The 12,303-nt window shown below is 35.4% G+C and carries 10 protein-coding genes and 4 pseudogenes; all 14 read right to left on the bottom strand.

Going from position 1 to position 12,303, the window contains the following annotated elements:
- Positions 1-551 precede the first annotated feature (551 nt).
- The 14 genes and pseudogenes from C1642_RS10895 to C1642_RS10825 all read right to left on the bottom strand — a co-directional run bounded on the left by C1642_RS10895 (position 552) and on the right by C1642_RS10825 (position 12,302).
- Complete coding sequence (locus C1642_RS10895; RefSeq protein ID WP_032068663.1) at positions 552-833, bottom strand: hypothetical protein; 282 nt, start codon at positions 831-833, stop codon at positions 552-554.
- A gap of 326 nt (positions 834-1,159) precedes the next feature.
- Positions 1,160-1,435 (bottom strand): hypothetical protein, encoded by a 276-nt coding sequence (locus C1642_RS10890; RefSeq protein WP_001262214.1) that lies wholly within the window; start codon positions 1,433-1,435, stop codon positions 1,160-1,162.
- A gap of 313 nt (positions 1,436-1,748) precedes the next feature.
- Complete coding sequence (locus tag C1642_RS10885; protein ID WP_228153834.1) at positions 1,749-2,168, bottom strand: hypothetical protein; 420 nt, start codon at positions 2,166-2,168, stop codon at positions 1,749-1,751.
- A complete protein-coding gene (locus tag C1642_RS18950; RefSeq protein WP_000873035.1) occupies positions 2,165-2,314 on the bottom strand; it encodes a hypothetical protein in 150 nt (49 codons plus the stop codon). Before C1642_RS18950 ends, C1642_RS10885 begins: the two co-directional genes overlap by 4 nt.
- 156 nt (positions 2,315-2,470) lie before the next feature.
- Entirely contained in the window at positions 2,471-2,941 is a 471-nt protein-coding gene (locus tag C1642_RS10880; RefSeq protein WP_000896070.1) for a hypothetical protein, read from the bottom strand.
- Between the two features lie 288 nt (positions 2,942-3,229).
- The gene (locus C1642_RS10870; protein ID WP_103236320.1) at positions 3,230-3,655 is read right to left on the bottom strand and encodes a hypothetical protein; all 426 of its coding nucleotides are present in this window, start codon (positions 3,653-3,655) and stop codon (positions 3,230-3,232) included.
- A 9-nt stretch (positions 3,656-3,664) separates the two neighbouring features.
- Positions 3,665-4,249 (bottom strand): hypothetical protein, encoded by a 585-nt coding sequence (locus tag C1642_RS10865; protein WP_103236319.1) that lies wholly within the window; start codon positions 4,247-4,249, stop codon positions 3,665-3,667.
- Positions 4,250-4,570: 321 nt separating this feature from the next.
- Positions 4,571-4,909, bottom strand: coding sequence for an immunity protein YezG family protein (locus C1642_RS10860; RefSeq protein ID WP_000071510.1), 339 nt, complete (start codon positions 4,907-4,909; stop codon positions 4,571-4,573).
- Positions 4,910-4,917: 8 nt separating this feature from the next.
- Positions 4,918-5,199: pseudogene (locus C1642_RS20185) on the bottom strand (DNA/RNA non-specific endonuclease); the annotation flags it as partial.
- A gap of 1,319 nt (positions 5,200-6,518) precedes the next feature.
- Positions 6,519-7,857, bottom strand: a pseudogene (locus tag C1642_RS10850) (hemagglutinin repeat-containing protein); the annotation flags it as partial.
- A gap of 88 nt (positions 7,858-7,945) precedes the next feature.
- A pseudogene (locus C1642_RS10845) lies at positions 7,946-8,507 on the bottom strand (TetR/AcrR family transcriptional regulator).
- 673 nt (positions 8,508-9,180) lie between these two features.
- Complete coding sequence (locus C1642_RS10835; RefSeq protein WP_103236318.1) at positions 9,181-10,140, bottom strand: immunity 49 family protein; 960 nt, start codon at positions 10,138-10,140, stop codon at positions 9,181-9,183.
- Between the two features lie 886 nt (positions 10,141-11,026).
- A pseudogene (locus C1642_RS20180) lies at positions 11,027-11,776 on the bottom strand (VENN motif pre-toxin domain-containing protein); the annotation flags it as partial.
- A gap of 196 nt (positions 11,777-11,972) precedes the next feature.
- Positions 11,973-12,302 (bottom strand): hypothetical protein, encoded by a 330-nt coding sequence (locus tag C1642_RS10825; RefSeq protein ID WP_000916586.1) that lies wholly within the window; start codon positions 12,300-12,302, stop codon positions 11,973-11,975.
- Between the last annotated feature and the right edge of the window lies 1 nt (position 12,303).

Raw genomic sequence — 12,303 nt, 5'->3', positions numbered from 1 at the left:
CCTGTACAATATAGAAACCAGTTTATAAAAACTGCTTAACTAACTGTCCAACTTTATGGGGGCAGATCATTCCGCCGCAGAGGGGGCACGAGGGGCTAAGCATTAAAAGTAAAACCTTTAATGCTTCTATGATACGGTCCGTCAAAACCGACTAGCGATGTAGGCCAGCACGCAAAGGATAATAGTCACTCTATTTATCGTCAAGCACAAAAAATGACATTTGCACTAAAATACAGCAATTAAAATAATCGACAGTTAAACAAGTAGTTAACAAATTTTTTTAGAATATCTAACTAAAAAAGTTATAATTTCACAATATGCATAAGATTAACTAAAATCAGGCTTCTAATAATTAAATAGAAGCCTCTTTTTTATAAATTAATAAATACTTGTACACTTCTCATAGGCTAAGCGTACCGCTTGTCCTAATTCTTCATCAGTTACATTATTTGTAACAATAATTTCATCATCTTTACTTAAATCTGAAAAAACTATAATCTAATCATCTTGATGATATCAATTAAACTCTATGAGTATTACTACATACTAAATCATAAAACAATCCTATAATCCCTATCTACAAGGGGTTTTATTAATTTATTCCACCAATATATACCATTTTTTACATCATCTGGTAAATAATCCAAACTACTTGATAACCTATTAATCTGATCAATAATAAAATGAAAATCTTGTTTACTTAACTCATCAAAACGCATAAAAATAATTTGTTCAACAATTTGTTCATATATATCTGGATAACTTTTCTCAAAAAGATATGAAATCAAACTTGATATATAGGCATCAACAGTAGAGTTAACATTAATAGTCAACAATATTTCATCAGAAAGTTTTTTTCTTTACCAATAATATAAGTCATACCCATATTCTATCTCACTATTAAAATCTTTTCTCTTTGATAAGAAGGAAGGCTTTTTATAAAATTATTAGATACAAAAAATCAATTAAAATTTTGTCTTTATTAGACTTTCCTAATAAGACTATTAAATGATCTAAAAAACTATTCGTCATTTTTCTTAACCTCTTCCTGTATGATATTTTTTAGGAATTTATCATAATCCACATTAGTGAAATCATTAAATTCTCATGAACTAAATAAAAAGCCCCTGATCAAGCAGGTTTTTTTTATTATTAAGTATTAGTCTCGACTTTTGATCTCCAATCCTGGCTTAGAAATATCAATATCAAAATTATTGTTCTTAACAGTCCCTTTACTAATACCTCCAACAACAATTCCTGCTGCTGCATTAATTAAATACTCTGCTCCCTGCTTACTATTACTTAATTCATTTGATAAGGACTCATAAGTATCTCGTTCAGCTTCAGGGACTTCACTCTCATATTGTGGATTTGTTAATTTCTCTACAACATCTGTACTTGTCAAATGCGCCGATGCAGTAAACGCATTCGCCAATACATCTATACTTTTTCTTTATAAGGGTACACTCTTAACTATTACTGCTAACTAAAAAACCCACTTAAATTTAAGTGGGTTTTACTAATATACTTATTTAACCCCTAATCTACAGGTATTTAGTTATTCTAAAATTCTTTAATAATATTTAGATACCTTACCCTAATAAGTAATATCACTTCTTAAACTAAGCTACGAAAATACTGCTTGATTATGAGGCCTCCAAATTAACCCAACAAAAACGATTTTAGGTTCACAAAATAAAATATCAAAATTTCCACCAGAAACAATTATAAATATCAAACTTCAACGATTACTTTTTCCTTACTTCCCGATTTAAGATACTCCCCCACAAATTCAAAATTTTTAGAAATAAATCTGTAGGTATACCACCTCTATAACCTATTTGTATATTAGGCATTATATTAAAAGCAGTTATATCCTTACATACCTCTGCCTTTCTAAAATAGCCATCCACTATATATTGGCATTCATTACTATTATCATCCAATACATTACTTAATTGAATAAGTATACTTTCAACTTTTTTACTTGTATCAACATTACTGATAAAGTATAAATAATCATCATTACCTTCTAAAAAATTTTCAAACCCTCTATTTTCATCCAGATTATCTAATCTAAATAATTGTGGAACAAGAGTTCCTTCATCACCTTCATATTCTTCACGTAAAGTATAAGAAAATTCTAAAATCATTTTAACCTCAATCATTGTAAAGGCCATCCTCGCCATTGACTAATATTACCACTAGGTGGTACAAACTTAACTTTTACCCCAGAAGGTGTAGTAGTAAAATCTTCTTGTGGACGTAAATTAGCTGGCTTATTTTTAAAAGCCTCTGATAGTTCATATTTCAATCTTGCTTCCGACCATCCTTGAGGAAAAATGTCGAGCCATTAGGCTGACCTTGTTTATCCTTTTCTACCTCATTGGCAAATTTAAGACTGGCTATTACTACTAACTAAAAAACCCACTTAAATTTAAGTGGGTTTTCCTAATATATTTTTTAGCTCCTAATCTACTGCATCTACCCATTCTAAAAATTCTTTAATGATTTTTAATAAATAAGATTTAGGCACCTTACCTGAATAAGTAATATCACTTCTTAAATCAAGATATGAAAATACTGTTTGATTATGAAGCTTCCAAATGAATTCAACAAAATTTGATTCATATTCATAAAAGAAAATATCAAAATCATCAAAGGAGTCACCTAAACTTGCCATATATTTTCCAGTTGTATTAGGATTTAAGAAATAATCAAATTTTCCTTCTGTGCTTAGTTCTACTTTCTTTATATCAAGCTTTTCTGGATTAACAATTCTATTAAGGCTCGCTTTAAATGTAGGAATATAAGTGCCATCCTCTAATGTACCAACTTCAATTCCATTTATAACAAGCACTAAGTTAATCATGACTTTTCTTTGCTTACTATTAGCATCAATACACTTTAAGGCAAAAATACTAGGATCACCAAATAACATTTTACTTCCTCAATATTTCAGGTGGAATTTTGCTAACATCACTTCTATCAACCCCACTTGCTGTTTTACCATTCGTAGAACCGTTCCAATGGAAATTACCATTACCATCATTTTGGAAGCGATGATAAATGGTAGTTCCATCTTTCTGACCCTCTGATTTCAGCGTCAAGTTATTCAATAGCGCTATACAAACAAACATAAAAAAGGACTATTGCCTAGCAATAACCCTCTAAATTAAATTCTAAACATCATTCATGGAGTAATTTTAAGAAATTATCAAAAATTGTATTACTTGGGTACCTTAATCCAAATAGCTTCAACTTTGGCATTATCTCCCTCTTCATCAATATTGGGGATATAAAAACGAACTGTATCATTAAAAATATTACCCCCTAAACCTTCATCATCTAAGGTATATAGTATATCTAGGCTCTTCAATATTTCCTTCAACTCAAAATAACTTATTCCCAATAGATTCTTATCTGATAAAAATAAACGAGCATCTAAATCATAAAGTTCTATCTCAATTAAGACATTAGCTTCATCATACCAACATTGAGCAATTAGCCGACCAAATGAATCAGTTGAATTTTCACTAAACTCTGTTTTAGGTAAAACTCTATATTCTACACCTATGGCTGCACGTACATCTTCACGATTGCGTATCCCCTTTAATATTGTTAAACCATCTGTTTGACTATAATAAAAGTCCATATATTCATCCTATTTCTTAATAAAGTCTTTTGGCTCTAATGTATCAATATATTTTTGCATTTCCAAAATATGTTGATCATATTTGTCTCCAAATTTTGAACGTATATCATTTATATCCATATCTACAGCTTCTTGTAATCTTCCTTGGCTTAATAGTTCCTGTTGTTTGGCTCTATATCTTTTGGCAACACTGCCATTGCCATAACTAGCAGTCTCTCTATGATCAGCAGGCTCCATTTTAATTGCGGGACCATTTGCACTGCTAATTGGCGCCCCCTTGTAACAATCTTTTGCTGGGCAATGATGCGAATCAAACCCATCATTAACAGGTTTTGATGTTTCTTTATGTGCTCCACCTAATATACCTCCAGTCTGAGAAACCTCAACCTCATTGCCATCAATCTTAGCAGTCTTCGCAATACCACCAGTCCCTAACACCACACTTGCCAAGAAGCCAACACCATCTTTAGTGCGTTGTAATTGCTCAGAAACTTGTAAGGCTGTTTGTGATGCAGGATCATTCAGACCCGATAATTGCTGTTTTGTACTATTTGAAGTATAGCCAGAAACGGTGTCATAGCTCGTATCTCTCACAACCGCCGTAACTTCATTCTTCAGTGCATCACTACCCTGTGCTAGCGGTTCTCCTACTAAGGTATCGGTTATTAAATCTCTAGCTAAACCAACTGGTCCACCAAATGCTAAAGATAAAGCTAACCCTGCTGTTGCGGGATCTATGCCTGTTTTCTCTATCGCATCGTTTATCTTATAACTTACCGCTGCACTTTGATCGAAGAATTTAATTGCTAAATTACTTCCATCAATTACTTCGGCTAAAAAACTTTCATGAAATAAAAAAGCATGTCAATTTAGACATGCTCTATATTTTAAAAAACGAAATCTCAACAGTTAATATTAACTTTCATCATAAATAAACTTAGTATGAGCTCGGCCTTTCTCATCTAAACTTAAAATAAACTCTTTCCAATTACTTCCAGTATGGGCAGTCATAATGTTGTGTAATTTATTTACTAAGTTACTAACCATCAGGCCATCATATACTAAATATTCTGATTTAACCTCACCATTTATTTGATAAGAAAACTTTTCTCCAACTGAAACAGAGCCATCATCTGGATCTTTATAATAATCAAATATGCACTCCATAGAGTCATATGGTTCATCTACACTGTTATGCATTACTTGCAATAATTGGTTTAAAATCTCTGTTTGTGTTTCAATACTATTACTCATTTAATATCTCACTTAGAACTTTCATTTGTAAAAGTTTTTCGTAATTTAACGCCATTAATACTATAATCAATTTTTAATGAATCCAGTCTAATGTTAGTAGGATTTGATCTATCAAATTGTACTTTAACTTTTCCAACTTGCTCACCATTTTTTAAAGCGCCACGTATCTCATTTTCCCATTTTTTATAAGCAGAATTATTGAAATTACTATTTTGTGGAAATAAATTAAAATTATCACATGTCCCACCTAATGAGCATCCTTGAATGTGCCCACCAACATCTCCCTTATTTCCTTGCTTACCAACTGCAGTTTGTCACGAGGATTCTTTGTTAAACTAGGTTGGAATTAAACCTCATCTACACGTCCATATGAATTAGTCTTGAACTCAGTACCATTATCTAGCTTAACATGACTATTTGCTGGCGGATTATTCAATATGTCATACTCTTTTGTTCCTTTTATAGCTTGATCAGCTTTAATATTGATAACTTTAAGTGTCGTTTTAGGAGGTAAAGAAAAACCATTAGTCTGAACATTTAAACTAGGATCAAAATCTGCCTTAAGTTTAACCTTCTTGGCGGCCTCAACAACAATTTTGCCTCCTTTCTTAGCAACCGTGATTGTACCCGCACTTACAGCATTTAAAACTGTTGTCATCTCGGCATTACCCAGTTTTTCAAACTCTGCTGGGCTGTTACCAACTAAATTAACATTTGTTATAGTCTTTCCTGTTTGCCATAACTCGCCTGGAATATTTTTGACTCCATCCCAAATCGCTGCCATTGCTCCCATCGGATCGTTAGTTAGTGCGTCATAAACTTCTTTTGGAACATTTGGCAGGTTTTTAATGTCATTCATGAATTTTGTAACGGCTTTAGCCCGACCAAGCCTAAATGCTTTTTCTTGTGCAGCATCCATTTTTTGATAGGCAACTGTACATTCCTTACTCCAACAATCTAAGTGCTTTATATCTTGCCAATATGATGTTTTTTCATCAATCTGATCTGCATGATCAGATATTGCGTCTAATGCTTTAGTATTGTCTTTTTCTAACACAGCTACATTTTGTGCTTGAGTAGAAGCATCCTTTCCATCACCTAATTGATCTTTATATTGATCAATTGTGGCTTCATTATTTTTAACACCCGAACTGAATGCCCAATCTACCGATTTACCAACCAAGTCAGCAGAGGTTTCATTGCTAATCCCTTGTCCATGCGCTATTTCATGGCCTGTTGTGCTTAAGATAGATGATCTGTTTTCATTATTTACGTCTAAAACAACAGTATTTGTTTGATGGTCATAAGCACCTTTAATACCAAGGAATGACGTCATTGATGTTGTAAGTACATCCACATCTTGCCCTAGTGCTTGTGCCAATAATTGAATGCTGCCTTTCGTCTGTAATAAACCGTCATAATTTCCATTTTTGAATTGTTCGAGCACCGTTGCTGCCTCTGGATGCTTCTGTACAAAATCAAAAGTTCGTGCAGGATTCATAACAGTGTCATAAGCTTGTTTAAGATTTTGGTCTTTCGTCGCTAAAGCAGCCGTCGCCACGCCTAAACTGGTTACGCCTGCCGCTGTCATTTTTCCAACAATTTCTGCATTCCGCGGCAAATCTTTCTGCTGCTGAATAATCTCCGCTCTTCCACTTTCACTCAGTAATCGATGATCGACCATTACACTACCATTTAACATTCCTGTAGTTTGGTCACGGGTAATCTCTTGAGTAGTGTTAATGTCTCGATTGGTCAGTTCAGTTGTGTTTTTAACCGTACCAAGCCCCATCGTCGCTTTTGTTAACTGCTCCGTTTCCTGTCCACTGCTTTGTAATCCAAGCGTGGTACTGCCATTCGGATATTTCCCTTTCTCACCATCTTTTTCTTGAGTAGTCTTACCAATTGTCGTAGAGACATTTAGTCCACGGCTACTGTTATAGTTATGGTCTTGAATATCTTTCAACTCAAGCGCACCGCTATAATTCAGCCCCTTATGATCGGTCAACCTACCATCTGCATTCTTGGTCGCATTGGCAATCACACCACCAATATTCGTAACCTGTTTAACTCCCATTGCATCTAGGTTAGCATCGTGGTCTTTGTCACCTATAAGCAACTTACTCGTGTTATTGACCCACGCACTGTCACTACTGCCCTTACTTTGGTTATAGCTAGCACTAACATTACTGATTCCACTTGAACCAAAACCAGCTCCAATACTGCCGCCTTTGCTACTGTTACTACTTTTCGCCGTATCTTGTAAACTTTCTACATGGATTTGGTTGACCTGTAGATTACCTCGGTCAGCAATGGAAACTTCACCACCCTGAATATTGAGTTTATTCAACTGGCCTTCTGTACGGTTTAATGCAACCTCACTGTTCACATGAGTGAGGCTTTCACTTTGTGATTGACTGGTTTGTTTGCCAATTGAAGCACTTCCACCACCACCTGAACTATAACTAATACTTTGACTGTTAGTTTTACTACTGCTCTCTTGGGTACTATGTTCTGTACCTGCCGTTACATTTAAGTCTTTAGTTCCATTGAAAGTCGTTGTGCCCGTAGCTGTTAAACGACTGCCTTGAATATTGGCATTTTGGCCTTCAGATTTCAGCGTCAGATTATTCAGCTCTAAATTACTACCTTGCCAATCCCTGAGTCTGATTGTTATTGGTTGTGGTTTCTATGCGTTCACCATTCGCACCAATGGTAAAACCATAAGTCGCGGAACTGGCTGCTGCCGCGGCGGCTGAAGCACCCACTGCAATTTGTGCGCTGGCTAAGTTTGCTGTAGCTATCGCAACATTTGCTTTACTGTCATCCAATGCTTCTTTGGTGAGTTTACCTGCTGCATAATCACGCTGGGCCTGACTATAAGCATCTTTGGCATCTTTCAGTGCTGAAGCCGCATCTTTCACCGCACCCACTGCGGCCGGGTCAAGGCCTAATGCATTTAACATATAGTCCGACGATAACCACTGACGGTACTGGCTAAAGTCCGTATCCGTTTCAATGATATAAGCCGATCAGCTAAACCTCAAAAACCATAAATAAAAAATAATCGAGTAGCTTATCGCGCTCATCCACTTTATTTTCCCCTAGAAGCCTCACCATTGCTCCATCAATCACAAATAAAAATAGATAGGCATCTTCAACTGTAGCTGTACCTTTTTGAGTTAAAATAAGTTGATGGATTTCTTTAATTAGCCAATGTCTATAATCCGTTGCAACTTGATAAGCTTCTGGATACGTTTTTTTCAAGTTCAAATATCGCTTTAAATGGCAAATGATAAAAGCTTTCTATATCGACATGTAAAAAGTAAATCTTTTTTAATTTTTCTTGTACGCTTAAGTCATGAGACAAGTGTATCAGTGAAAATACTTTTTCCTTAAGCGCATCTTTTTGAAAAGTTAGGCTCATTTCAATAAGCCGTGCTTTGGAATGAAAATATTTATAAAATGTCGTTTTAGTCACATTTGCCGATGCTATGATTCGGTCTACGCCGACATTATGAAAACCATATTTATTAAATAAAAAACGTGACGTATGAAGTACACTTAAAGCACGAAATGAAAGGTCTAAATCTGACATAATTTTACCGTTATAAATTCTTGTTGTTTGTAAATGAGATACTTTTTTGGGAGAAAAAAAGGCACAGCAAAGCCGTAAAGACTGTGTTTGGCACATCTCAAGTTTTATAGTTGCTAAGTTTTTGGTCGTGATGATTTAAAGCCTGATTAGCCTAATGGCAATCAAACTCGTTACAAACTAAGTTGTGTCGTTATAGCTTTTGGCATTGAGAGCCAAAAAATAATGGATGTGCAAAGCCAACTCCTTTTTATTGGGAGTTCTGCCAGACATTAAAATTATGGTGGCAGAACGAAGGGGGTTCGCAGACTGGCTTCAAGACCCAGCACACCCGAAGGTGTCCCCCTCCGTTCCACCATAGAGGGGGCGCGAGGGTATACACACTAAAAGAAGAATCTTTTAATGCTCTTGAAGTACGGTCTGCGACAACCGACTGGCAATGTAGGCCAGCACGCAAAGAATAATAGTCACGATATTTGTCGTCAAGCACAAAAAGTGACAACTGTTTTAAAATAAATCAGTCAAATTATTTGATAAATCAGTGGGTTTTTAAAGTTTGGCTTAATAAAAATTATAATTAAATATTATTATGACTTTTCTGTTTCCAACACCACTAATATATCTCTTATAAAAAACCTATCTAATGTTGATAGGCTTTTGAAAATTTAGTATTTGATTATGCCAAAGGAAAAAGTTGATCTGTTTTATGAGTGTAGTAATCAATCCAGTTTTGAAGATATTCATACGGATACGACAACTTATATGGCTTCATAAAGTCAACAATATCCTGATATTCCTCTTCAGGAAGTGGCTGATATTGAATTAGCTCTTTTGGTGCTATCTCATGATCTATTCCTAAATCAAAACCATGCATAGATGCTAATTTTGCATAAACTAATACTTGTGGTTGTAAATAAAAATCAAAATAGACTAGGGTATGTTTAGCAGCATCTTGCGCTATTTTTTTTGTAAAAAATGGTTCTAAGGCTTTTTTCATCCCATCGATATCTTGCTCTGCAAAAGCCACATAGAAATGAAAATCATATTTTCTTAATTCGAGCTCTTTAACAAATTGCTTAACTTGAGGAATTGGAGCCTCAAGTACCTTTAAACTACGCTGCTTTAATCGCTCTAATTGTTTGCCTTCTAGCATCAGTAAAGTGTTGTAAATCATTTGACAATTTAAATCATATTCATCATCTAAATCCTCTGTATCATTTGCAACTTCCTCGATATTCCTCACTAAAAAATCACGAATTTGGGTACTATCACTCATCAGCATATGAAACATGGGTTCTTTTACATTAGTGTAATCCGAACGAAAAAAGAATGGCATTGGGTCTTCATAATCAACACTTTGCAATATTGCCAATTTTGAATATCTATAGGAACATTGCTTAAATTTGATTAAATCTTTATGAAACAACCAATAACCGGACATCAATCCATCAAACCTCATCATAATACTATCCATAGCAGCAAATGAGTTTCCTGTGCGTTCCACAATATGGCGTGATAAATCAAATAAAATAGCCTCCCCCCCTTCTAAATAACTATTAATCACCATCGTCATATGATCAAATCGTTGTTGTGCATCTTTAAATTCTCGACGTGCACACATCATATTCATTTGCATGAGTATCTTCCTTTTATTTGGTCACTTTTTTAGATATTGTAAGTTTAGACGGAACTTGAACTGGAATAATCACAGCTTTACCTGTAGCGCGATCAACACCTGTTACTGCTGTTTTTAACTTCCCAGCAATTCGTGCCTGTTCAACTGCAATTTTAGTAGGATCACTATCTGGTAATTTTCTCATAACAGCAGCGATCCAGTCTGAAGATAATTGTGTATTACCTCCCGCACCATTAGGGTTTAAACTGACTGTTCCATTTTTAATCTGCTTACTATCCGAAAGAATCGTCACACTCCCATCTTTTGCAACCCAAACATGGTCAAAACCATTATTTGCACCATATTTCCCACCTTTTACTACAGTAAATCCATTTTGTTTAGCTAAAGAGTCAAATAACTGTTCAGTTAGTTTCCCACCTTGATCTTTACCTTTTGCAATTTGATTCACTAAATGTTCATCTGATTTATTGGTTACTGTCAAAGTAGTTTGACTAGCTGTTATCTTGGTTTTATTGATATGCCCTTTCTCTGTCGCTATGGCTACACCTTTTTCCAAGGCTTTTTTCATTTCAGCTAAGTCACCAGCTTTCTCAGCAACTTTATAAGCATTACGTGCCTCTCCAAGTCCAGGTACAAATCCAGCAATTCCCCAAATTACATCAGCCGCTGATTGTGCTTGCGCAATTGTCTGGATATCGCCAATTACTGGTATAAAGCTAGTCCCTATCCAAAGTACCTCTCGTCGCTCTTTATACATTTGAGCAGAACAAGCAGATGCACTCAAACCTGAACAATTATTTTTTCTATAAGCTTCATCTTGTTCTTTAACTTGATCTTCTGCTTCCTGAGCTAGTGTCTTGCCTTTCAAATGTGCATTCACCATATCAGAAACAGTATTATTCTCCACCGCATTTTGCCCAATTACACCCGCTAACTGTGCATTCGATGCTGAATCCCCGACTGTGCCACCTACAACTGCGCCAATCGCTGCTGTTAAATCCCGAATACCTGACTTAACATTTTCCGGTAATAGGTTTGCATCGAACTTACCTGTCTCAGGATTAATCGCTGTTTTGCCATCATTGTATTGATTTGCAAAGTAATCTGCCGCTGCCTCACTCGCAACTGCTGCACTACCGCCCGCTGCCGGATTACCTCCATTTAAGTAAGCTAGCGTTGCACCCAATATCGCATGACTTGCTAATTGTGCAGCCTTGTTCTTGTCCTCTCCATGCCCAAACTTCTCTCCAATCATATTGGCTGCATAAGGTGCTAAGGTATTTGCAGCAACTTGTAAATCGGTTTGTCCACCAAGGGCACCCGTAATTGCTGTAGTTACCGCATTTAAAGCACGGCTCTTGTCTCCGCCCATACCCCATTGCTGGGTTACTGCTTTTTCTTTGGCAAGCGCTGCATCATAAACACCGTATTGCGCTAAATATGCATCCTTCTCAGCTGCAGTCATCTCTTTCAGTTTGGTTTGTTCTTCCGAACTTAATTGACTGGCAATCTGCTTTCCAATCGCTTCTTTTTCCGCTGCTGCATTCTTGATCTGGTCTTGGGCATAAGTACGGGAGGCAGCCGCAATCGTAGAAGTCGCATCCGCTACTGTTTTTTGCTTGTCTAAAATAGTTTGTGTATCTCCCTTTAATTTCAAAGTCATTAGTGTTTTTTATAAAAAAAGCCTATCTAATATTGATAGGCTTTTTTAGGGTCCAGTCATTACTGAAAAATCAAGCTAAATACAGCTACTAATATAAATCTCTAAAGCATTTTCCGAAATCATCAACCATTGTTTTTGATTGTCCTAACTCTCATCTATTTTAAATACTTCAAATCGTTGGGAAAGGGTGATCTTTCAAATAATTTTCTACTTCGATCATCTCTAATCCTTTAACACCATTTTCAAGCCATTTATTAAAATAATCTATATACCATTTATACACACTTCCATCCTCATCAACTACCACTTGATCAGTAGCACCAAACTTTTTTAAAAAACGAATATGATGTACTGAAAGAGTATATTGCTCAATTTCATCTTTTGTTTGAGGTATATTATTCATTGAATCAGATGAATAAACTGAGTCTTCACTTAAAAGATTCAATAAATCATCAAATCGCTTTAATTCAATCATTTTTAGAACAAAATTTTTAAGCACC

The organism is Acinetobacter sp. AKBS16 (assembly GCF_002899995.1).
GTDB classification, from domain to species: domain Bacteria; phylum Pseudomonadota; class Gammaproteobacteria; order Pseudomonadales; family Moraxellaceae; genus Acinetobacter; species Acinetobacter baumannii.
This window is presented reverse-complemented; position numbering and strand designations above follow the sequence as displayed.

Coding starts and splice junctions, on each gene's coding strand:
- C1642_RS10885 (WP_228153834.1), bottom strand. CDS start 2,168: ATGATTGAGGTTAAAATGATTTTAGAATTTTCTTATACTTTACGTGAA.
- C1642_RS10880 (WP_000896070.1), bottom strand. CDS start 2,941: ATGTTATTTGGTGATCCTAGTATTTTTGCCTTAAAGTGTATTGATGCT.
- C1642_RS10870 (WP_103236320.1), bottom strand. CDS start 3,655: ATGGACTTTTATTATAGTCAAACAGATGGTTTAACAATATTAAAGGGG.
- C1642_RS10860 (WP_000071510.1), bottom strand. CDS start 4,909: ATGAGTAATAGTATTGAAACACAAACAGAGATTTTAAACCAATTATTG.
- C1642_RS10835 (WP_103236318.1), bottom strand. CDS start 10,140: ATGCAAATGAATATGATGTGTGCACGTCGAGAATTTAAAGATGCACAA.